The organism is Sphingomonas sp. GW821-FHT09B04, assembly GCF_059418285.1.
On record NZ_JBWKPO010000002.1, the window covers coordinates 34,109 to 54,787 of the forward strand.

Here is a 20,679-nt window from a genome sequence, read left to right on the forward strand (position 1 = left end):
CGGTGCCGCGAGGGCCGAGCAAGAGGCTCGAATGCCGCGCCTGCCTCCCGGTGGATCCCGGCACAAGGCCGGGATGACGGAAGAATGGGCGCCTTAGCGCTCGTTGAGGTAGTAGCGATCCAGCGCCGTCAGATCGTCGGCCAGCTCATAGACGATCGGCTGGCCGGTCGGGATTTCGAGGCTGGCGATCTCGTCGTCCGAGATGCCCGACAGATGTTTGACCAGTGCGCGCAGCGAATTGCCGTGCGCGGCGATCAGCACGCGCTTGCCGGCCTTGAGCTCGGGCGCGATCCGCTCTTCCCAATAGGGCAGGACGCGGTCGATCGTGTCCTTGAGGCTCTCGGTCTGCGGGATCGGGATGCCCTTGTAGCGGACATCCTGCGCCAGATCCCAGGGCGAGCCCGTTTCGGGCAGCGGGGGCGGGATGTCGAAGCTGCGGCGCCAGATCTTGACCTGATCGTCGCCATGCTTCGCCGCGGTCTCGGCCTTGTCGAGGCCGGTGAGGCCGCCATAATGGCGCTCGTTGAGCTTCCAGCTCTTCTCGGTCGGCAGCCACAGCCGACCCATCGCTTCGAGCGCGAGATTGAGCGTCTTGATCGCACGGCTCTGGAAGCTGGTGAAGGTCAGGTCGAAGTCGAGACCCTTTTCCTTCATCAGCTCGCCCGCGGCCCATGCTTCGCTGACGCCCTGTTCGGTCAGATCGACATCCCACCAGCCGGTGAAACGATTTTCCAGATTCCAGGCGGACTGGCCGTGGCGGATCAGGACGAGCGTGGGCATGGGCTTCTCCTTGCGGGAATTTGCCCGCGTCCTTAGCGGATGATGCGCAGAGGGCAACGGAGGATGGACATGGCGATCGAAAGGCAAACCATCGTGTATGACGGCCCCGGCGGCCCGTTCGAGGGCGTCGCGGCGTTCGATCCGACATGGGAGTCGCCGCGGCCCGGCGTGATGATCGTCCCCAATGTGCTGGGCGAGAAGGAACAGGATCGCGTCGTCGCCGAGCGGCTGGCGGCGCTGGGCTATGTGGGGTTCGTCGCCGACACCTACGGGCAGGGCAAGCGGACCACGCGCGAATCACCCGACTCCACGCTCTATATGAACCAGCTCAACGCCGACCGTGCGCTGCTGCGCGACCGGCTGCAGGCGAGCGTCGCGGCGCTGGAGGCGTTGCCGCAGGTCGATCCCGCGAAGGTCGCGGCGATCGGATATTGTTTCGGGGGCAAGTCGGTGATCGACCTGGCGCGGTCGGGCGGCGTGCTGGGAATCGTAGCGTTCCACGGAATCTTCGATCCGCCGGGTTACGACTATCCGAAGCCGATCACCGCGAAGCTGCTGATCTGCCATGGCTGGAACGATCCGCTCGCGCCGCCCGAAGCCGTGACCGCACTCGCGGCCGAGCTGACCGAAGCGGGCGCCGACTGGCAGCTGCATGGCTATGGCAATGCCGGGCATGCGTTCAGCGACCCTAGCATGAAGGGATCGCCGCGGCCGGGCTTTGGCTATGACGAGACGGCCGACCGGCGCAGCTGGCAGGCGATGCGGAATTTTCTGGACGAGCTGTTCGGCTAGGCCGGCTTTGGCGGGAGCAATCTGCGCAACCACCGTCGCAGCATCACCAAAGCCGCGATCGTCGCGGCGAGGATCAGTACGGCGATCACGACTGCAGCGATCGGGTTGGCGAGCGCGAGGACGAGCAGTCCGCCGGTGAGGATATCCTCGCCGGTGGAGACCACGACATTGCTCACCGGCTCGGGACTGGCATTGACTACGGCACGCCCGCTGGCCTTGGCGCCGTGGGTGAGCAGCGACGCGCTGCCGCCGAGCAGCAGCGCCATCACCTGCCATGCCGGGTCGGAGGGATCGACGATCGCCAGCGCGAGCAGTGCGCCGCCGACCGGGCGCACCAGCGTATGCACCGCGTCCCACGCCGAATCGAGCCACATCACCTTGTCGGCGAAGAACTCCGCGACTGCGCCGAACCCGGCAATGCCGATCACCCACGGATTGGCGAGGACGTCGAGCGCCTTCAATTGCTGGGGCAGCTCGACCCAGCCGGTGTACATCGCGAGGCCGACGGCAAAGACACAGAGGTAAAGCCGCCAGCCCGCGAGCAGGCTGATGCTGGCGGCAAGCCCGATGATCTCGACCGCGCCCATCGCGCGCCGCGCCTCAGCTTGCGGGTTTCGCCGCGGGCTTCCGCGCGGCGGGCTTGCGGGTGGGGGCTTTTCGCGTTGCGCCCGCCTTCAAGGGAGCGGCGGGTTTGGGCTTTGCTGGAGCTTTCGCCGCGGGCTTGGCGGCGGCGGTCTTCGGCTTGGCTGCCGCCTTGGCTGGCGCCTTTGCCGGAGCGCTGCGGGTCGGGCCGGCCTTGAGCGGGGCGGCGGCCTTGGCGCGGGTCGAGGTGCGCGGCTTGACCGGCGCGCGGGCGGGTGTCGCGGCGGGGGCCTCCGGCGCAGGCGGTGGGGCGGGGCGCTCAGCGAGCTTGCTGGTGATCTTTTCGGCGGCGCGCGTGGCAACCACCGTGGCGAGCGTCGCGGCGGTCTTGCCCAGCGCCTCGGCGGTGGTGGTCTTGTCCTTCGCCTTGCCCGCATCGCCGGCGTCGTCCGCGGCCTTGCCCTGATTGCGGACATTGGCGGCGAGCGCGACCAGACCCGCGGCGACCAGATCGCCGACCATCGGGTTCTTGATCAGGTCGAGCAGCTTGGCGCCCTGCTTGCGCAGTTCCTTGGGCAGCTCGATCCCGGCGACGGACTTGGGCAGCTTGCCCGCCTTGGTGGACTTGCTCTTCTTCGCCTTGGCCATCGCCGGTCTCCCATTGTGTTACAGGAGCGTCACACTAACCGGCGGCGAGGTCAATCACCGAAGACTTCGTCATTCCCGCGCAGGCGGGAATCCATTCGCCGTGACGTGGCGGATGGAGTCTCTGCGGCAGCCCCAATGGATTCCCGCCTTCGCGGGAATGACGGGGTGGGGTGTTACTCCCCGAACACCCGGGCGAAGATCGTGTCGACCTGACGGAAGTGGTAATCGAGGTCGAACTTCTCCTCGATCTCCTGCGGCGAGAGCGCCGCGGTGACCTCGGCATCGGCCTTGAGCAGTTCGAGCAGCGACAGCTCGCCGTCGCTCTCCCACACCTTCATCGCGTTACGCTGGACGAGGCGGTAGCTGTCCTCGCGCGACACGCCGGCCTGAGTCAGCGCGAGCAGCACGCGCTGCGAATGGACGAGGCCGCCCATCCGATCGAGATTCTTCTGCATCCGCACGGGATAGACCAGCAGCTTGTCGATCACGCCGGTGAGGCGGGCGAGCGCGAAGTCGAGCGTGATCGTCGCGTCGGGGCCGATATAGCGTTCGACCGAGGAGTGGCTGATGTCGCGCTCGTGCCACAGCGCGACATTCTCCATCGCCGGGATCGTCGCGCTGCGCACCATGCGGGCGAGGCCGGTGAGGTTTTCGGTCAGCACCGGATTGCGCTTGTGCGGCATCGCCGAGCTGCCCTTCTGGCCGGGCGAGAAATACTCCTCGGCCTCCAGAACTTCGGTGCGCTGAAGGTGGCGGACTTCGACGGCAAGGCGCTCGATCGACGATGCGATCACGCCGAGCGTGGCGAAGAACATCGCGTGACGGTCGCGCGGGATGACCTGAGTCGAAACCGGCTCGACCGCAAGGCCGAGCTTGTCCGCGACATGCGCTTCGACGCGCGGATCGATATTGGCGAACGTGCCGACCGCGCCGGAGATGGCACAGGTCGCGATGTCCGCGCGCGCGGCGAGCAGGCGCGCCTTGTTGCGGTCGAATTCGGCATAGGCTTCGGCCATTTTGAGGCCGAAGGTCACCGGCTCGGCATGGATGCCATGGCTGCGGCCGATCGTCGGGGTCAGCTTGTGCTCGTACGCGCGGCGCTTGAGGACTTCGAGCAGCTGGTCGAGATCGTCGAGCAGGATGTCCGACGCGCGGACGAGCTGGACCGACAGGCAGGTGTCGAGCACGTCCGAGCTGGTCATGCCCTGATGCATGAAGCGCGCCTCGTCGCCGACATTCTCGGCTACCCAGGTCAGGAAGGCGATCACGTCATGCTTGGTGACGGCTTCGATCGCGTCGATCGCAGCGACGTCGATCGCAGGCTTGGTTGCCCACCAGTCCCACAGTGCCTTGGCGGCGCTTTTCGGCACCACACCCAGATCCGCCAGCGCTTCGGTCGCGTGCGCCTCAATCTCGAACCAGATGCCGAAGCGGGTTTCGGGCGACCAGATCGCGGTCATGGCGGGACGGGAATAGCGGGGGACCATGGAATGCCTTTCGTGCTGCGCGGGCGCCCCTAGCAAAGGTGCTGCGTCGCGGCAAACCGGGCGCTCATCCAACTCTCGCGGATCGGTTCGTCGCAAAACCAGCACGCAAGCGCGATGAGATGAAGTTGATGGCCGTTAAGTTGAGGTCGCGTCAAGTTTTTGAATGGAACGTGATAAATATGCAACGTGTTTAATGGTTGTGGATCAATCGAGATATCCTATCTGTTTTTGCAATAATGCGGATAGAATAACTTAGGAGATAGAAAATGATTAAGTCCATTCTTCTTGCGAGTGCGGTGATGATTTCGGCACCTATTCTTGCGCAGGAGGCTCCTGCACAGGAAGTTCCTGCTCAGGAAGCGCCGGCTCCGGCTGAGAAGCCAGCTGAAACGCCCGTGCCTGCCGAGCAGCCGGCCGAGACCGCACAGCAGCCGCAGGAGGCACTTCCTGCCGAACCCGCCGCGGCCCCGGCTGAACAGCCTGCGCAGACCGCGGAGCAGCCTGCGACCCCGCAGGGCCAGCAGCCGGCCAACGCCACCCAGATCGCCGCGGTCGTCGATCAGGGGTTCCCGACCTATGACAAGGATGCCGACGGCAATCTGAAGGCCGAGGAATTCAACAGCTGGATGGTCGCGCTGCGCTCGGCGAGCGAACCCGCTTTCAAGGGCGATTCGGTTGCCGGCAAGCAGTGGCTGGGGATGGCGCTGGCCCAGGCCGATACCGACAAGTCGGGTTCGGTGAACAAGGACGAGCTCAAGACCTTCCTCACCCCGGCTGCTGCCGCCTCGTAACGCAGCCGCCACTTCGGGACGGGAACCTCGCATCTCCCGTTCCACGGCCGCCGGACTTTGGTCCGGCGGCCGCATTGCGTGCAGTCGAGTTGTGGCGGTGGCCTTCTTTCTCTTCGTCACCCCGGTCTTGTGCCGGGGTCCACGGCGCCGCAACGGCGGCCTTGGAGCCTCTTGCTTCATGCCTGCCTCCCGGTGGACCCCGGCACAAGGCGGGGGTGACGGAGGGGGCGTCGGCTACATCAATCCCATCGACCGCAGGCTCGAATGCCCCTCGGTGCCGATGATGATGTGATCATGCACCGCGATGCCGAGCCGCTTGCCCGCCTCGACCACGTTGCGGGTCAGTTCGATGTCGGCGCGGCTGGGGGCGGGGTCGCCGCTCGGGTGATTGTGGACGAGAATGATCGCCGCGGAGCCGAGGTCGATCGCGCGGCGGATCACCTCACGGACATAGACCGGCGCTTCATCCACCGATCCTTCCTGCATCAGTTCGTCGCGGATCAGCATGTTGCGGCTGTTCATATGGAGCACGCGCACGCGCTCGATCGCGTGGTGCGCCATGTCGGCGCGAAGATAGTCGAGCAGCGCCTGCCAGTTGGCGAGCACGGGGCGTGCCGCGACTTCGCCGCGTAACAGGCGCAGCGCGGCGGCATGCGCGATCTTGAGCGCGGCGATCGAGGTCTCGCCCATCCCGGGCACGCGCGCAATCGCCTCGGCATCGGCGGTGAGCAGCCCGGCGATGCCGCCGAATTCGTGGATCAGCGCCTTGGCGAGCGGCTTGGTGTCGCGCCGGGGAATCGCCAGCGCAAGGAGATATTCGATCAGCTCATGGTCGAGCAGCCCCTCGCCATCGGTCAGCAGCCGCTGGCGCAGGCGGGCGCGGTGGCCGGTGCCGTCGGTGATTCCCTCGCTGTCCGCTGCCCCCATATAAGGGAGCCTATCCGGGGCGTGTCCGGCAGGGAAGGGGCGACCGCGGCCAGGCGTCCTATGACCGCAATGCTGCACCGCGGTTGACTCGGGGCACCCCCCTTTCTAAAGCGCGCGTGCCTTGGCGGGCTCGCCGCTCGGTATATGCGTTTAGCCTAGTGTCACAGGCACTCAGGAGAGACGATATGGCCGAGAACGAGCCCGGACTGGACCCCCTCAAGGAGGATGCGCGCGTCACTTCGCTCAATGAGCGGCTGGCACGGGCACAATCCGAAGAGGCGATCCGCAATGGCGAGGGCGACGGGGAAAGCGGGCGTAACTATCGTCTGGGCAACCGGGTTCTTGCCGAGCTGATCGGCGGGCTGTTGGGAGGCGGGGTGATCGGGTGGACGCTCGATTATTTCCTCGGCACCTCTCCCTGGCTCCTGCTGGTGATGTTGACCCTTGGGGTCGTCAGCGCCTTCAGGAACATCATTCGGATTTCGAACCAGCGCTCGAAATGACTTTCGGGCGCTTCGGTTACATGGGAAGCGGACGTGGCTGAAGAAGCAGGCAAGATCGACCCGATGCACCAGTTCGAGGTGCAGTCGATTGCCGACATGTTCAATGTCGGCGGACATCAGATTGCCTTCACCAACAGCGCGCTGTGGCTGATCGCAGCGGCGGCGCTGCTGTGGGTGTTCATGCTTGGCGGGATGAAGCGTCAGGTCGTGCCTGGCCGCTGGCAGATGGCGGTCGAGGGCTTTACCGGCTTCATCGACAAGCTGCTTGAGGCGAATATCGGCAAGGAAGGGCGCAAGTTCCTTCCCTATGTCTTCTCGCTGTTCATGTTCATCCTGTTCGCCAACATCGTCGGCCTGCTTCCGCTGGGCCTGATCCCGGGCGTTCACCCCTTCACAGCGACCAGCCACTTCACCGTCACCGGCGTGCTGGCGATCCTGTCCTTCTCGATCGTGCTGATCGTCGGCTTCGGCAAGCATGGTCTGCGCTTCTTCAAGCTGTTCGTGCCCCATGGCACCCCGATCCCGGTGCTGCTGCTGGTGGTTCCGATCGAGATGGTGTCGTTCATGGTGCGGCCGTTCAGCCTTGCGCTGCGACTGTTCGTCGCGATGACCGCGGGCCATATCCTGCTCAAGGTGCTGGCGGGCTTCATCATCATGTCGGGTCCGACCGGCTGGGCAGTCCCGGTGGGCGCGGCCAGCTTCGCGCTGATGGTCGGCGTCTCGGCGCTCGAATTGCTGGTGGCGGGCGTGCAGGCCTATGTCTTCGCGCTGCTCACCTCGCTCTACATCAACGATGCCGTGCACCTGCACGAACATCATTGATCCGTTTTTTCGTTGAACCTTTGAACTTTTGAACTGGAGTTAGAATCATGGACGCAGAAGCAGCAAAGCTCCTCGGTGCAGGTCTCGCGGCGGTTGGCGCCGGCCTGGCAGCACTGGGCGTGGGCGCGGTGTTCGCCGCCTTCCTGCAGGGCGCACTGCGCAACCCGGGTGCGGCAGCGAGCCAGCAGGGTAACATGTTCATCGGCTTCGCGGCCGCCGAGCTTCTCGGCCTGCTCGCGTTCGTCGTTGCAGTCCTGCTGATCTTCGTCGCCTAACACTCGTCTGAACTTCCACGCCGGGCGGTGATCCGTCCGGCGGCGGAAGGGGAATTCCGATGCCTCAGATATCCCAGCTCGCAGCGACATATGCGTCGCAGATCTTCTGGCTGTTGCTGACCTTCGGCTTCGTCTTCTTCGTCATCGGCCTGGGCATGGTACCCAAGGTGCAGGGGACGATCGACAGCCGTGACAAGTCGGTGGCCGACGATCTCGCCGCCGCCGAAGCTGCGCGCGCCCAGGCCGACGCGGCCGAGGAAAACTGGCGGCAGCAGGAAAATGCGGCGCGTGAGCAGGCGCAGACCCTGCTTGCCAAGGCGCGCGACAAGGCCGCTGCGGCGACCGCAAAGTCGCTCGCCAGCGCTGCCGAGAAACTGAACGCCAAGCTGGCCGAGGACGAAGCGCGCATTGCCGCTTCGACCAAATCCGCGCTGGCGGAAATCGAATCGGTCGCGGCGGACGCGGCGCAGGATATCGTTGCGCGCCTCTCCGGCGTGAAGACGACTGCCGCCGAAGCGCAGAGCGCGGTGAAGACGGTGATCGCCAATGGCTAATATGCAAACCTTGCCCCCGGCTTCGGCCGAGGTCGCGAACCGGCTGGAAAACGCCGACAAGCTCGAGGGCATGCCGCACGCGGGCACCGAGGCCAAGGGTGGTGCCGAGCACCATGCCGAGCCGACCGCGCTCGGTCTCGACGCGACCATGTGGGTCGCGGCGGCGATGGGCATCCTCATCCTCGTCGCGGTCTGGAAAGGCGTGCCCAAGCTGATCGGCGGGATGCTCGACAAGCAGATCGCAGCGATTCGCACGCGTCTGGCCGAAGCCGAGCAACTGCGTGCCGAAGCCGAAGCGCTGCGCGACGAATATGCCGCGAAGCTCGCCGGCGTCGAGACGCAGGCAGCGGCGATGGTCGCGCATGCCGACGAAGAAGCGCAGGCACTGATCGCCAAGGCCGGAATTGATGCGGACGAGCTGGTGAAGCGCCGCGCCAAGATGGCCGAGGACAAGATCGCTGCGGCCGAACGTGCCGCGCTCGATCAGGTCCGTGCCCATGCCGCCGACGCGGCTGCCCGGGCTGCGGCTGCGATCATCGCGCAGAAGCATGATGCCGGCGCTGACAAGCCGCTGATCGACAGCACGATCGCGGGGCTGTCGCGCCTGAACTAGGCGTAACGTAACGCTGGCGAAACAAGGGGGCGTGGCATCTTGCCGCGCCCTTTTTTTCGCGTAGTCTCAATCGCATGGGGGACGCTCGCAAAGATCGTGGGCTGATTGCGCTGATCCTCGGCTTTGCCGTGATCGCGGCGGCCGTGGTCGGCACCCTCGCGCTGTTCAAACGCCAGCAGGCTGCCCAGCGCATGGTGGTCCATACGCTGCAGGTGCAGGAACAGCTCAGCACGATCCGCTCGCGGTTGCAGGATGCCGAGACGGGGCAGCGCGGCTATCTGGTGACGCGCGACCCGGCCTATCTCCAGCCCTATTTCGACGGCCGCCGCCAGCTCGGCGGCGACCTCGCTGCGCTCAAACCGATGGTGACGGATTATCCGGACCTTTTGGCTGCCGCGAACCGGCTGGAGATTTGCGCCCACGCGCGGGTCGAGCGGCTGTCGGTGGGACTGGATCAGGCGCGCGACGGGCGGTTCGATCGTGCTGCCGAGGCCGTGCGCGCCGGTGTCGGCAAGACGCTGATGGACCGGTGCCGGGGGATCATTGGCGCGATGAAGGCCGAAGAGAGCCGGCTGCTGGCCGAGCGATCGCAGGTGCTGGCGAGCTGGTCGGCCTGGCTGACCCTGTGGCTGATCGCGAGCGCGTTCGCGGTGTTCGCGCTGGCCGCCTATGCCGCCCGCGACGCACGCCGCCGGGCAAGGGCCGCGATCGAGGTCGGCGAAGCGCTGCTCAAGGCCAACCGCAGGATCACCGAAGAGGCGGAGAGCCGTGCCGCGGCCGAGGCGCAGCTGCGCCAGATGCAGAAGATGGAATCGCTCGGCCAGCTTACCGGCGGGGTTGCGCACGACTTCAACAACATGCTCGCGATCGTCATCGGGAGCCTCGACATGGCGAAGCGGCGGTTCGAGCGCGACCCGGCCAAGGCACGCGCGAGCATCGACAACGCGATGGAGGGCGCCGAACGCGCGGCACAGCTCACCGCGCGCCTGCTCGCCTTCTCGCGCCAGCAGCCGCTCGCGCCCAAGGCACTCGACGCCAACAAGCTGGTGGGCGGCATGTCCGAACTGCTGCGCCGGACGATCAGCGAGAATATCCGGATCGAAACGGTGCTCGCAGGCGGCCTGTGGGCGACCTTCATCGACGGGGTGCAGCTCGAGAATGCGTTGCTCAATCTGTGCGTCAATGCGCGCGACGCGATGCCGGGCGGCGGGCGGCTGACGATCGAGACCGCGAACACGCATCTCGACGACGGCTATGCCGCCAGCCATGCAGAGGTGGCGCCCGGCCAGTATGTGATGGTGTCGGTGACCGATACCGGCACCGGCATGCCGGCCGAGGTGATCGAGCGCGCCTTCGACCCCTTCTACACCACCAAGGGGGTGGGGAAGGGCACCGGGCTCGGCCTCAGTCAGGTGTTCGGGTTCGTCAAGCAATCGGGCGGGCATGTGAAGATCTATTCCGAGCCCGGGGTCGGGACGACGGTCAAACTCTACCTTCCGCGCCACTTCGGCGATGCGGAGGCCCCCGGCATGGTGCACATGGCGGGCGAACTGCCCCGCGCGAAGGCGGACGAGATCATTCTGGTCGTCGAGGATGAGGATGGCGTGCGCCACATGTCGGTCGATGCGCTGCGCGAGCTGGGCTATGTCGTGGTGCAGGCATCGGACGCCAATCAGGCGTTGACCGTGCTCGAGATCCAGCCGCGGATCGACCTGCTGTTCACCGATATCGTGATGCCCGACATGAACGGCCGCGTCCTGTCAGACCGTGCGCGCGAGGCCCGGCCGGGGCTCAAGGTGCTCTTCACCACCGGCTATACCCGTAACGCGATCGTCCATAACGGGATGCTCGACCATGACGTCGCCTTCCTGGCGAAGCCGTTCACGGTGCAGCAGCTGGCGCTCAAAGTGCGCGAAGTGCTCGACGCCTGACACATGCCGTTGATCTGAGGTTCAGCGTTGCGGCGGACTAAATTCCGCACGCCATAATTCGGGCAAATAAAGGCCCGGCTCCGAAACGACCACCGGTACCGGCCGATATGCAGCGGCCGAGTCCGCTCGAGGAGCAATCGCGTACCCCTTTTGCCGGCCCCTTGCCGGTACCCCGACCTATGAGGAGCAATATCATGCGAAACATCGCGAAGATTCTGATTCTGCCCGCAGCTCTGGCTGCTCTCCCTGCCGCCGCGCAGGAACGTGAGCCGTTTACCGGCCCCAGCGTCGTCGTCATCGGCGGTGTCGATCACGCCAGCGGCGGCGGGTTCAAGGACACCGGCGTACTCTATGGTGGTGCCGCCACCTATGATCTGGGCGCGGGCAAGCTGCGCTATGGTGTCGAGGCGGAAGTGACCGGATCGACCAAGAAGGGCTGCGTGTCCAGCGTCGTCGTTGCCAATGACCGCGCCTGTTCCGAAACCGGGCGCGATTTCTATGCCGGCGGCCGCCTCGGTGCGGTAGTGAGCGACAATGTCATGATCTACGGCAAGGCCGGCTACACCAACGCCCGACTCAGCAGCAGCTATGACACTCCCGCCACGACGGTGAATCCCGACAGCAGCTCGGCGGAGAACCACGGCGGCTACCGGCTCGGCGCGGGTGTCGAGTATAATATGGGCAAGTTCGTCGCCCGCACCGAATATCGGTTCTCGGACTATAACGGGATCGTCGGCAGCCGCCATCAGGGCACCGTCGGCCTCGGTCTCCGCTTCTGATCGCTTCGCCCGCGCGGAGGTGTTTCGTGCGGGCGAAACTTTTTTCGGATCGCGTGTCGAAAACGGCGATCTCCGTTCGTCGTCCTCATGAAGGCGCACAAGCTTGCGCGCCGGAACAGGAGACGAAGACATGCTCGCAACGATCCGCTCGCACCTGCTACTCGCCGCTGCCGTGCTGGCCACGCCGCTCGCCGCTCACGCCCAGCCTGCACCCGCCGCAGCCCAGTCCGCGGTCCGTTCGGGCGCCGTTGAGGTGGCGGGTATCGCCTATCATTACGAGATCTACGGTCAGGGTGAGCCGCTGCTCCTGCTCCATGGCGGACTCGGCTCGATCGAGATGTTCGCGCCGATCCTGCCCGCGCTCGCCGCCGGACGTCAGGTGATCGCGGTCGATCTTCAGGGCCATGGCCGCACCCCGCTCGGTACCCGGCCGATCGCGATCGAGCCGATGGGCGACGACATGAACATCCTGCTCGACAAGCTCGGCTACAGGCAGGTCGACGTGATGGGCTATTCGATGGGCGCCGGGGTCGCGTTCCAGCTCGCCGCGCAGCATCCCGATCGCGTGCGCCGCCTCGCGCTGGTGTCGATGACGCTGTCCACCGCCGGCATCCAGCCCGAAATGGTGCCGATCCAGCGCCAGCTCACCGCGGCGATGGCGCCGATGATGAAGGGCACGCCAATGTATACGAGCTATGCCGCGCGCGCGCCGAAGGTCGAGGATTTCCCGCGCCTGCTCGACCAGATGGGCGATCTGATGCGCCGCGACTTCGACTGGTCGGCGCAGGTGAAGGCGCTGACCATGCCGGTGATGCTGGTGGTGGGCGACGCCGATATGTGGCGGCCCGAGGGGAGCGTCGAATTCTTCAAGTTGCTCGGCGGCGGCCAGCGCGACGGTGGGTGGCAGCGCGAGCATGTGACCAAGCACCGCCTCGCCATTCTGCCCGGCCGTACGCATTACGACATCTTCCTCGCACCCGAACTGGTGCGCACCGTGCGTCCATTCCTCGACGGCAAGGAAGGGCGCGCCGACTGGCAGTGAAGCCACCCAAGGCGCCGCTTCCGGTCCGGGAGCGGCGCCTTACGGCGTCTGCTGCATCAGCCGGTCGACCAGCGGCATCAGCGGCTTGGTGCCCTGCCGCGTCGTCACCGTGCCGAGCGCGATGCCGGTCGCGGGCGCATAGGCGGCATAGGTGCCCCAGAAGCCACTATGCCAATAGCGTTCGCCCCTGGGCGTCTGCTGCACGAAGATGCCGAGGCGATAGGTCTCGGCATTCTTGTGCGGCCCCTTCCACAGCATTTCCCTGATCGTGTCCGGCTTGTCGAACACGCGGCCCTCGAACAGCGCCTTGAAGAAGGTGGCGAGGTCGCGCGCAGACATCAGCTGTCCGCCGCCGCCGAACAGGTCCATCGACGGATCGACTGCGGTTACGTCCTTGTCGCCGATGAACTGTTTGGCGCGGCCCTCGGCCCCTTTGGGCGGCGCCTCGTAAATCTCCCACCAGCTCGCCTTGAGCCCAAGCGTGTCGAGCTTGAGCAGCTCGCGCACCGAGGTCGCCAGCGTCTTGCCCGTGATCCGCTCGACGATATCGCCGAGCAGGATGTAGCCGGTGTCGGAATAGCGGAATTCGGTGCCGGGCTTGCTCTGCGGGTCGGCATAGTCGGTGGCGAGCTTCACCAGCGCCTCGCGCGTCCAGACCTTGCCGGGATCGGTCATCAGCGATTCGACGAAGCGCTTGTCGCCGCCATGGTCGTAGAGCCCGCCGCTATGGCTGAGCAGGTGGCGCACGGTGATCGCGCTGGTGTCATAGCCGTCGGCGCGCAGGATGCGATCGAGCCGCGGGTTGACCAGCCCGCCGATTGGCGCGTCGAGGGCGATCCGCCCCTGTTCCCACAGCCGCAGCACCGCCGCCGCCGTGAAGGTCTTGGTATTGCTTGCGATCCGCACCGGGGTGTCGACGGTCAGTTCGCGGCCGGTGGCGGGGTCGGCGAGGCCGTCGGCATAGCCCTGCTCCGCGCCGCCGCCGGTGACGAAGATCGCGGCGGGCTTGCCGATTGCGGCAAGCTCCGCCTCAACGCTCGCATTCGCCCATGCGGATGGCGCCGCGGCGAGCGCGACAGCGGCGATGACGGTGCGGATCACTTGGCGCGCGGCTTCACGAACTTGAAGGCGAACTGGTCGGTTTTGCCGCGGATCGATGCGTCGAACACGTTGGCGGAGTGCGGGTCGGCGGCGTTGCGTAGCAGGTCGGTTTTGCCGACATAGCGAAAGCCGACCTTCTCGATCTCGCGCCGCGCCACCTCGGGGTCGATGCGGTGGAGCGTATTCGGCGCCTTGTTCTCCGGATCGGCATTGGCGACGTGATCGATCACCAGCAGCACGCCGCCGGGGCGCAATGAATTGTAGAGCTTGCGCGTCACCGCCTCGCCCGTGCCCTTGGGGAAGGGCGCAAGGAACAGGTCGTGATAATTCTGCACGGTGACGATCGCGTCGAGCTGTTCGGGGAAGCTGAACGCGGCGAGGCTGTCGCTCAGCGCGACGGTGTTGGCGAGACCCGCGACTGCAGCCTTCTGCTCGTCGGCATAGGCGGCGCGGAACTTGATGAATTCGGCGGGCTGATAGGCATAGACCTTGCCCTTCGCGCCGACGAGCGGGGAGAGGATGCGCGTCCAGTAGCCGCCGCCCATCACGAAGTCGGCGACCTTCTGTCCCGGCTTGACCCCCGCGAACGCCAACAGCTCGCCGGGCTTGCGCGCGGCGTCCTTCTCGCGCTGGTCGGCCGGGCGAGAGGCATCGGCGAGCGCGGCGGTGATGGCGGGCGTCGCCTTTTGCGCGGCGAGCGGTGCGGTAGCGGCAAGTAAAATCGCCGCAGTCATAGCAAGCTTCATGATATCCTCCCCAGAATTCGGAGCGAAGCTATGAAGCTGCAGCACGGCGGGCAATCGCCTTTCGACAAACGCCCGCCGGTTTCTGCGCTATTTCTTGAGCAGATCGAGCACCGCGACGGTCATCGCGGTGGTGCCCAGCGTGACCGAGGGCTTGGGATCGATCTTGAAGAAGGGCGAATGGTGGCCGGATACCGGCTTGCCGCCCTTCTTGCCCGCATCGATATCCGCCTGCGGTGTTCCGCCGACCACGAAATAGGCGCCGGGCACGCCCGTATCCTTCTGGATGAAATAGGCGAAATCCTCGGCGCCCATGCCCTGACGCTCTTCGAAATGGATGATCCCGTCGCCAAAGGCATGGGTGAACGCGCCGCGCACGCGCTTGGTCAGCGCGGGGTCGTTGAGTGTCACCGGGGTCGATTCGAAGCCGACCCTGACCTGCGGCAGCTTGTCTTCGGGCATGCCGTTCATGCGGCCGACATTGGTGGCGATGCGCTTGATCCCGTCGATCAGCTTCTTGCGCGTGTCCTCGTCATCCGAGCGGATGGTGAGCTGAAGCTCGGCCTTGTCCGAGATGATGTTGTGCTTGAAGCCTGAATGGAACGACCCGACGGTGACCACGCCGGGCTTGAGCGGCGCGATCTCGCGGCTGACCAGAGTCTGCAGCGCCATCACGATCTCGGCGCCCATCACGATCGGGTCCTTGCCCATGTGCGGCGCTGCGCCGTGGGTGCCGATGCCGGGGATGGTAATGTCGACGCTGTCGGAGGACGAGCTGCTGATCCCCGGCTCCAGCCCGATCTTGCCGGTCGGGATGCCCGCGGTAACGTGGAAGGCGACGGCGTAGTTGGGCTTGGGGAAGCGCGTGTAGAGGCCGTCGGCCATCATCCGCCGCGCGCCGTCGATCCGCTCCTCGCCCGGCTGGACGACGAACAGGACGGTGCCCTTCCATTTGTCTTTCATTTTGGCGAGCTGGCGCGCGGTGCCGATCATCGAGGTGATGTGCACGTCATGCCCGCAGGCGTGCATCACCGGCTTCACCACGCCGTCGATGTCGGTCTGCGTTACGCTGGACATGTAGGACAGCCCGCTATCCTCCTTGAGCGGCAGCCCGTCCATATCGGCGCGCACCAGCACGACCGGGCCGTCGCCATTCTTCATCACGCCGACTACGCCTGTCCCGCCGACGCCCTCGGTCACCACGATCCCGCCGACTGCGCGCAGCTCCTTCGCCATGATCGCGGCGGTGCGCGTTTCCTTGAACGACAGCTCGGGGTTCTTGTGGAAGTCGAGGAACAGCTTTTCGAGATGCGCAGCATAGTCCGCGTCCACCGCGGGAGCGAAGTCCGGCCCGGCGAGCACAGGTGCCGCGAGCAGGCTGGTGGCGAGAAGGGCGGTAAGCATACGCATGTGACAGGTCCCCCGATATTGGTCTGGACCAAAGCTATCAGATGGAAACCGGTGTGCAATCCGCTTACATCGCGCGGAGCATGTCCGACCCCAATTCCCCCAATCGCTTCAACGAAGAGACCGCCACCTATGCCGTGCGCGGGTCGGAGACACCCGACCTCGACGCGGGCGTCGCGGCGATCCGCAATGTGCTGAAGACGCTGCCGGCGCGGCCCGGTGTCTATCGCATGCAGGATTCGCGCGGCGACGTGCTCTATGTCGGCAAGGCGCGCGCGCTCAAGAACCGTGTCGCCAACTACACCCAGCCCGCCAAGCTCTCCAACCGTCTGCGCCGGATGATCGCGCAGACGCGGTCGATGACCGTGGTCACGACCAACAACGAGGCTGAGGCGCTGCTGCTCGAGGCGCAGCTGATCAAGCGCTTCAGGCCCGCCTACAACGTCCTGCTGCGCGACGATAAGTCGTTCCCGTACATCCTGCTGCGCGGCGACCACGCTTTCCCGCGTGTCCAGCTCCATCGCGGCGCGCGGCGGATCAAGGGCGACTATTTCGGGCCGTTCGCGGGCGCAGGTCAGGTGCGCAAGACGCTCAACGCGCTGCAGAAGCTGTTCCTGCTGCGGTCGTGCACCGACGGCTTCTACAACACCCGCGACCGGCCGTGCCTGCTCTACCAGATCCGCCGCTGCTCGGCGCCGTGCGTCGATCGGATCGACAAGGCCGGGTATGACGAGCTGGTCGGCGATGCGCGCGACTTCCTGATGGGCAAGTCGACCAAGGTTCAGGCCAAGCTTGGCGAGCAGATGGAGGCCGCGGCCGGGAATCTCGACTTCGAGCTGGCCGCGGTGCTGCGCGACCGTTTGAAGGCGCTGACCTTCATTCAGGGGTCGCAGGCGATCAATGCCGAGGGGGTGGGCGACGCCGACATCTTCGCGCTCGCCGCCAAACAGGGCATTATCGGTATCCAGGCCTTCTTCATCCGCGGCGGCCAGAATTGGGGTCACCGCGCCTTTTTCCCCGCGCACACCGCCGAGGTGCCCGAGGAAGAGGTTCTCGCGCAGTTCCTGATGCAATTCTACGAGGAGGTGCCGCCGCCCCGGACGGTGCTGCTCGACCGCGAGCTGACTGAGGCGGAGCTGCTGGCGGAGGCGCTGGGCGAGCGCGCCGGGTTCAAGGTCGAGATTTCACGCCCCCAGCGCGGCGCGCGGCGCAGGTTGATGGAACAGGCCGAGCGAAACGCGGTCGAGGCGCTCGACCGGCGCATGGCCGAATCGACCACGCAGGCGAAGAATTTGCGCGACATCGCCGATCTGTTCGGGCTCGCCGAACCTCCCGACCGGATCGAGGTCTATGACAATTCGCATATTCAGGGGACCAATGCGGTCGGCGCGATGATCGTCGCGGGGCCGGAGGGGTTCCGCACCGGCCAGTACCGCAAGTTCAACATCAAGAGCGCCGCGACCGACGACGATTTCGCGATGATGCGCGAGGTGTTCACGCGTCGCTTCAGCCGCGCGCAGGAAGAGGATCCGGATCGCGACAAGGGCACCTGGCCCGACCTCGTCCTGATCGACGGCGGCCGCGGCCAGCTCAACGCCGCGCGTGCGGTGCTGGAGGAGCTTGGGATCGAGGATGTCTGCATGGTCGGCGTCGCCAAGGGGCCGCATCACGGGCGCGAGGGGCGCGAGGTCTTCCACCTGATGGACGGCAGCGAGCGGATGCTGCCGGTCAATTCGCCCACCTTGTTCCACATCCAGAAGCTGCGCGACGAGGTCCACCGTTTCGTGATCGGCGCGCACCGCCAGAAGCGCGCCAAGTCGCTCACTGCCAGCCCGCTGGATGAAGTGCCGGGCATCGGCCCCGCACGCAAAAAGGCGTTGCTGATGCACTTCGGCACCGCGCGTGCGGTGCGGGGGGCGAGCCTCGACGATCTCAAAAGGGCGCCGGGGGTCTCGGCCGCGGTGGCACAGCAGGTCTACGACTTTTACCACGCGCAGTGATCCCGCTTGCCCACGCGTTGCTTCGCGCTAGATTCAACGCGAACACCGGGGGGTATGATGATCCGTAAGACTGCGTTGCTGAGCGTTTTTCTTGCATCCACGGCATGGGCGAATGACAAACCCGTCTACGCGCCCGTTCCCGATTGGGTGAAGCCGGCACCGCCGGTCGATATGGCCGCGATCGGCGAGGATGCGCCGGTGTTCCTGATCTTCGATCAACAGCAGCGGATCGCCGACGGGCAGGTGTGGCATTATATGGAGAGCGCCACGCGGATCGCTTCGCCCCAGATCCTGGCCCAGGCGGGCACGATCCAGCTGCCGTGGAGCCCCGACCGGGGTGAGCTGGTCGTCCATAGCGCCTCGATCCTGCGCGGCAGCGAGACCATCGATCTGCTCGCCAGCGGCAAGCAGCTTTCGGTGATCCGGCGCGAACAGAAGCTTGAGCAGATGCAGCTCGACGGGCTGTTGACCGCGACCATGCCGGTGGAAGGATTGCGGGTCGGCGATGTCCTTCGCCTTCGCTTTTCGACCACGCGCAAGGATCCGACGCTGGGCGGGGAGGTGCAGAGCAGCCTGCCGCTGTTCGCCGATCCGATGCGCGTGCAGTTCGGCCGGGCGCGACTGATCTGGCCGGAAGACGCGACGGTGAAGTGGAAATCCTATGCGGGCCATACCCAGCCGCAGGAAGGCAAGGTCGCGGGCGGCTATCGCGAGTTGAGCATCGCCCTGCCGATCGGCAAGCAGGGGGAGGTGCCAAAGGACGCCCCTGCGCGGTTCCAGCCGATGACCTTCCTCGACGCGACCAGCTATCCCGACTGGTCATCGGTCGCGAGGACGATGGCGCCGCTCTATACCACTAAGGGTCTGATCGCGCAGGGAAGTCCGCTGGCTAAGGAAGTTGCCGCCATCGCGGCCACCTCGACCGACCCGCGCGTGCGGGCGGCGGGCGCGCTGCAGCTGGTGCAGGACAAGGTCCGCTATCTGTTCAACGGCATGGCGCAGGGCCATTATGTGCCTCAGACCCCGGCTGAGACCTGGTCGGTGCGCTACGGCGACTGCAAGGCAAAGACGCTGCTGTTGCTCGCGATCCTGCACGAGCTGGGGGTCGAGGCCGAAGCAGCGCTGGTGCACAGCAGCCTTGGGGATTTGCTGCCCACCCGGCTGCCGATGCCCGGTGCGTTCGACCATGTCATCGTGCGCGCTACCATTGGCGGCGAGAGTCTGTGGCTGGACGGCACGTCGAGCGGTGACCGGCTCGCCGATATGAGCAACGTGCCCGCGTTCCGCCACGCGCTGCCCCTTCGCGCGGCCGGGGCCGAGCTCGTCGCGCTACCAGCCCGCCCGAGCGCGCGCCCGGACGCCGACGCCGAGATCGATCTGGACCAGAGCGCGGGTATCCACCTGCCCGCGCCGTTCACCGCAAAGCTGACGCTGCGCGGCCAGATCGTGCAGATGCTGCGCGCCGCAAACGCGGCGGTTGGGAAGGCCGAGGTCGAGAAGATGGCCGGGGGGGCCATCGACGAATACATCGCCAACAGCACCTATACCCAGCGCAAGCTGAGTTTCGACGATGCCGCGGGCACTGCGGTCATCACTGCCGCGGGGATCGCCTATCCGACCTGGGCGCGCGAGAATGAACGGTTCAAGGCCACGCTCGATTTCGCCGTGCAGGGAATCGGTTTCCAGCCCGATCGCAGCCGCCCGGTGTGGCGCGACCTTCCCGTCTCGACCGGCGATCCCGGTCATGTCCGCCTCCGCGTCAGCTATCGCTTGCCCGGTGCCGGGAGCGGGTTCGCGTTTGAGGGCGACGAGAAACTGCCGGCGCAGATCGCCGGTCGCGTGCTGGCCCGGCAGACCAGCCTGGCAAACGGTGTTCTCATGGTCGAGGATCGGCGCGTCGCCACCGGCGCCGAGGTCGCGCCCGCCGACATCGGCGCCGCGCGCCAGCAACTCGCTCAAGCCAAGACGCGCCTGCTCCGCGCTGTAGCCCCTGCCGCCTATCCTCAGCGCTGGCAGGAGGTGGCGGCGGCGCGCAAGAATGGCGGGCTCCAAAAGATCCTGGCCGCTTATACCCAACGGATCGCCAACGATCCGGGTGAGGCGGAAGGCTATGTTCATCGCGCCTGGTTCCATGAGCGCGTGTTCGACTATCCGGCGGCGATCAAGGATATGGACAAGGCGATCGCGCTCGAGCCTTCGGTCGACTCCTATTTGCGCCGCGCCGGCCTGTTGCAGGCGACCGGCCAGCTCGACAAAGCGATTGCCGACGCCGATGCCGCGCGCGCGCTCGATCCCGGATCGTCCGAGGCAATCACCTCGGCGATCAACCTGCTCGGCGAAAAGGGCCAGCGGGCCGCCGCGTTGGAAATGGTTGAGCTTCAGATCGAATCGGCCGGGAAGGACAAACCGGATTTCCTCGCGATCAAGGCGGACCTGCTCGCCGACGATGGCCGTGCCGACGAGGGGCTGGCGGTGCTTGATGCGGCGATCACGGCGCACCCGGGCAACCCTGATCTGCTCAACAGCCGCTGCTGGCTCAAGGGAACGCGGAAACTTGCGCTCGATACCGCGCTCAGGGACTGCACGCGCGCGATCGAGCTGAGCGACAGTCCTGCGGCCGCGCTCGACAGTCGCGCGATGATTTATTTCCGCCTGGGCCGGGCTGAGGAGGCGCTGGGCGATCTCAATGCCGCGCTCGACAGCGATCCCGACATGGCCGCCGCGCTGTATATGCGCGGCGTCGTGCGCAAGGCCGCTGGGCAGGCGGGAAGCGAAGACGATCTCGCCGCCGCGCGGATGATGGCGCCGCGGATCGACACCGAATATGGCAAATGGGGAATCAAGCCCTGACCGTTCGTTGGGAAATCTTCATTGCCGCGCGATAAAACGGCCTCGCCATGCC

Annotated in this window: 20 protein-coding genes; 12 read left to right on the top strand and 8 right to left on the bottom strand. The window is 66.1% G+C overall.

The genetic code is table 11. The annotated features are described in order from the left end of the window. Nucleotides 1-93: 93 nt before the first annotated feature. A complete protein-coding gene (gpmA, locus tag AC07NK_RS06020) occupies nt 94-780 on the bottom strand; it encodes a 2,3-diphosphoglycerate-dependent phosphoglycerate mutase (protein WP_495169680.1) in 687 nt (228 codons plus the stop codon). A gap of 69 nt (nt 781-849) precedes the next feature. On the opposite strand from gpmA, the gene AC07NK_RS06025 reads away from it, so the two are divergent. Further along, entirely contained in the window at nt 850-1,572 is a 723-nt protein-coding gene (locus AC07NK_RS06025; RefSeq protein ID WP_495169681.1) for a dienelactone hydrolase family protein, read from the top strand. On the opposite strand, the gene AC07NK_RS06030 is transcribed toward AC07NK_RS06025, so the two are convergent. From AC07NK_RS06030 to purB, 3 genes are all read right to left on the bottom strand, one after another. Next, nucleotides 1,569-2,159: a DUF4126 domain-containing protein gene (locus tag AC07NK_RS06030; RefSeq protein ID WP_495169682.1), complete on the bottom strand. Its 591-nt coding sequence runs from the start codon at nt 2,157-2,159 to the stop codon at nt 1,569-1,571. The two genes, AC07NK_RS06025 and AC07NK_RS06030, sit on opposite strands and share 4 nt — an antisense overlap. A gap of 13 nt (nt 2,160-2,172) precedes the next feature. Next, entirely contained in the window at nt 2,173-2,802 is a 630-nt protein-coding gene (locus AC07NK_RS06035) for a hypothetical protein (RefSeq protein ID WP_495169683.1), read from the bottom strand. Nucleotides 2,803-2,975: 173 nt separating this feature from the next. Next, entirely contained in the window at nt 2,976-4,289 is a 1,314-nt protein-coding gene (purB, locus tag AC07NK_RS06040) for an adenylosuccinate lyase (RefSeq protein ID WP_495169684.1), read from the bottom strand. Nucleotides 4,290-4,555: 266 nt separating this feature from the next. Between purB and AC07NK_RS06045 the strand changes: the two genes are divergently transcribed. Further along, a complete protein-coding gene (locus AC07NK_RS06045) occupies nt 4,556-5,080 on the top strand; it encodes an EF-hand domain-containing protein (protein ID WP_495169685.1) in 525 nt (174 codons plus the stop codon). Between the two features lie 234 nt (nt 5,081-5,314). Here AC07NK_RS06045 and radC read toward each other — a convergent pair whose 3' ends face one another. Continuing rightward, complete coding sequence (radC, locus tag AC07NK_RS06050) at nt 5,315-6,007, bottom strand: RadC family protein (RefSeq protein WP_495169686.1); 693 nt, start codon at nt 6,005-6,007, stop codon at nt 5,315-5,317. A gap of 185 nt (nt 6,008-6,192) precedes the next feature. Between radC and AC07NK_RS06055 the strand changes: the two genes are divergently transcribed. The 8 genes from AC07NK_RS06055 (at nt 6,193) to AC07NK_RS06090 (ending at nt 12,526) form a co-directional block, all read left to right on the top strand. Beyond that, entirely contained in the window at nt 6,193-6,510 is a 318-nt protein-coding gene (locus AC07NK_RS06055) for an AtpZ/AtpI family protein (RefSeq protein WP_495169687.1), read from the top strand. 63 nt (nt 6,511-6,573) lie between these two features. Then, nucleotides 6,574-7,332, top strand: coding sequence for a F0F1 ATP synthase subunit A (locus tag AC07NK_RS06060; RefSeq protein WP_495170339.1), 759 nt, complete (start codon nt 6,574-6,576; stop codon nt 7,330-7,332). A 47-nt stretch (nt 7,333-7,379) separates the two neighbouring features. Further along, nucleotides 7,380-7,607 (top strand): F0F1 ATP synthase subunit C, encoded by a 228-nt coding sequence (locus tag AC07NK_RS06065; protein WP_495169688.1) that lies wholly within the window; start codon nt 7,380-7,382, stop codon nt 7,605-7,607. A gap of 59 nt (nt 7,608-7,666) precedes the next feature. After that, entirely contained in the window at nt 7,667-8,161 is a 495-nt protein-coding gene (locus AC07NK_RS06070) for a F0F1 ATP synthase subunit B family protein (RefSeq protein ID WP_495169689.1), read from the top strand. Next, on the top strand, nt 8,154-8,774 hold the full coding sequence (locus AC07NK_RS06075; protein WP_495169690.1) for a F0F1 ATP synthase subunit B family protein: 621 nt from the start codon (nt 8,154-8,156) through the stop codon (nt 8,772-8,774). Before AC07NK_RS06070 ends, AC07NK_RS06075 begins: the two co-directional genes overlap by 8 nt. A 74-nt stretch (nt 8,775-8,848) precedes the next feature. Continuing rightward, nucleotides 8,849-10,705 carry a CHASE3 domain-containing protein gene (locus tag AC07NK_RS06080; RefSeq protein ID WP_495169691.1) on the top strand — a complete coding sequence of 619 codons (1,857 nt, stop codon included), beginning with the start codon at nt 8,849-8,851 and terminating at the stop codon, nt 10,703-10,705. Nucleotides 10,706-10,899: 194 nt separating this feature from the next. Further along, nucleotides 10,900-11,484 carry an outer membrane protein gene (locus AC07NK_RS06085; protein WP_495169692.1) on the top strand — a complete coding sequence of 195 codons (585 nt, stop codon included), beginning with the start codon at nt 10,900-10,902 and terminating at the stop codon, nt 11,482-11,484. Nucleotides 11,485-11,614: 130 nt separating this feature from the next. Further along, complete coding sequence (locus tag AC07NK_RS06090; RefSeq protein ID WP_495169693.1) at nt 11,615-12,526, top strand: alpha/beta fold hydrolase; 912 nt, start codon at nt 11,615-11,617, stop codon at nt 12,524-12,526. Between the two features lie 39 nt (nt 12,527-12,565). Here AC07NK_RS06090 and AC07NK_RS06095 read toward each other — a convergent pair whose 3' ends face one another. The 3 genes from AC07NK_RS06095 to AC07NK_RS06105 form a co-directional block, all read right to left on the bottom strand. Next, complete coding sequence (locus tag AC07NK_RS06095; protein WP_495169694.1) at nt 12,566-13,627, bottom strand: serine hydrolase domain-containing protein; 1,062 nt, start codon at nt 13,625-13,627, stop codon at nt 12,566-12,568. After that, on the bottom strand, nt 13,624-14,373 hold the full coding sequence (locus AC07NK_RS06100) for a class I SAM-dependent methyltransferase (RefSeq protein ID WP_495169695.1): 750 nt from the start codon (nt 14,371-14,373) through the stop codon (nt 13,624-13,626). Before AC07NK_RS06100 ends, AC07NK_RS06095 begins: the two co-directional genes overlap by 4 nt. A gap of 87 nt (nt 14,374-14,460) precedes the next feature. After that, entirely contained in the window at nt 14,461-15,780 is a 1,320-nt protein-coding gene (locus AC07NK_RS06105) for an amidohydrolase (protein ID WP_495169696.1), read from the bottom strand. 80 nt (nt 15,781-15,860) lie between these two features. Here AC07NK_RS06105 and uvrC point away from each other — a divergent pair, with 80 nt between their 5' ends. Together uvrC and AC07NK_RS06115 are read left to right on the top strand one after the other, a co-directional pair. Continuing rightward, nucleotides 15,861-17,777, top strand: coding sequence for an excinuclease ABC subunit UvrC (uvrC, locus tag AC07NK_RS06110; protein WP_495169697.1), 1,917 nt, complete (start codon nt 15,861-15,863; stop codon nt 17,775-17,777). 57 nt (nt 17,778-17,834) lie between these two features. Continuing rightward, nucleotides 17,835-20,627: a DUF3857 domain-containing protein gene (locus tag AC07NK_RS06115; RefSeq protein ID WP_495169698.1), complete on the top strand. Its 2,793-nt coding sequence runs from the start codon at nt 17,835-17,837 to the stop codon at nt 20,625-20,627. The last annotated feature ends 52 nt before the right edge of the window (nt 20,628-20,679 follow it).

Coding starts and splice junctions, on each gene's coding strand:
- purB (WP_495169684.1), bottom strand. CDS start 4,289: ATGGTCCCCCGCTATTCCCGTCCCGCCATGACCGCGATCTGGTCGCCC.
- AC07NK_RS06080 (WP_495169691.1), top strand. CDS start 8,849: ATGGGGGACGCTCGCAAAGATCGTGGGCTGATTGCGCTGATCCTCGGC.
- AC07NK_RS06025 (WP_495169681.1), top strand. CDS start 850: ATGGCGATCGAAAGGCAAACCATCGTGTATGACGGCCCCGGCGGCCCG.
- AC07NK_RS06115 (WP_495169698.1), top strand. CDS start 17,835: ATGATCCGTAAGACTGCGTTGCTGAGCGTTTTTCTTGCATCCACGGCA.
- AC07NK_RS06030 (WP_495169682.1), bottom strand. CDS start 2,159: ATGGGCGCGGTCGAGATCATCGGGCTTGCCGCCAGCATCAGCCTGCTC.
- AC07NK_RS06105 (WP_495169696.1), bottom strand. CDS start 15,780: ATGCGTATGCTTACCGCCCTTCTCGCCACCAGCCTGCTCGCGGCACCT.
- AC07NK_RS06070 (WP_495169689.1), top strand. CDS start 7,667: ATGCCTCAGATATCCCAGCTCGCAGCGACATATGCGTCGCAGATCTTC.
- AC07NK_RS06075 (WP_495169690.1), top strand. CDS start 8,154: ATGGCTAATATGCAAACCTTGCCCCCGGCTTCGGCCGAGGTCGCGAAC.
- AC07NK_RS06055 (WP_495169687.1), top strand. CDS start 6,193: ATGGCCGAGAACGAGCCCGGACTGGACCCCCTCAAGGAGGATGCGCGC.
- gpmA (WP_495169680.1), bottom strand. CDS start 780: ATGCCCACGCTCGTCCTGATCCGCCACGGCCAGTCCGCCTGGAATCTG.
- AC07NK_RS06085 (WP_495169692.1), top strand. CDS start 10,900: ATGCGAAACATCGCGAAGATTCTGATTCTGCCCGCAGCTCTGGCTGCT.
- uvrC (WP_495169697.1), top strand. CDS start 15,861: ATGTCCGACCCCAATTCCCCCAATCGCTTCAACGAAGAGACCGCCACC.
- AC07NK_RS06045 (WP_495169685.1), top strand. CDS start 4,556: ATGATTAAGTCCATTCTTCTTGCGAGTGCGGTGATGATTTCGGCACCT.
- AC07NK_RS06100 (WP_495169695.1), bottom strand. CDS start 14,373: ATGAAGCTTGCTATGACTGCGGCGATTTTACTTGCCGCTACCGCACCG.
- AC07NK_RS06060 (WP_495170339.1), top strand. CDS start 6,574: ATGCACCAGTTCGAGGTGCAGTCGATTGCCGACATGTTCAATGTCGGC.
- AC07NK_RS06090 (WP_495169693.1), top strand. CDS start 11,615: ATGCTCGCAACGATCCGCTCGCACCTGCTACTCGCCGCTGCCGTGCTG.
- AC07NK_RS06035 (WP_495169683.1), bottom strand. CDS start 2,802: ATGGCCAAGGCGAAGAAGAGCAAGTCCACCAAGGCGGGCAAGCTGCCC.
- AC07NK_RS06065 (WP_495169688.1), top strand. CDS start 7,380: ATGGACGCAGAAGCAGCAAAGCTCCTCGGTGCAGGTCTCGCGGCGGTT.
- radC (WP_495169686.1), bottom strand. CDS start 6,007: ATGGGGGCAGCGGACAGCGAGGGAATCACCGACGGCACCGGCCACCGC.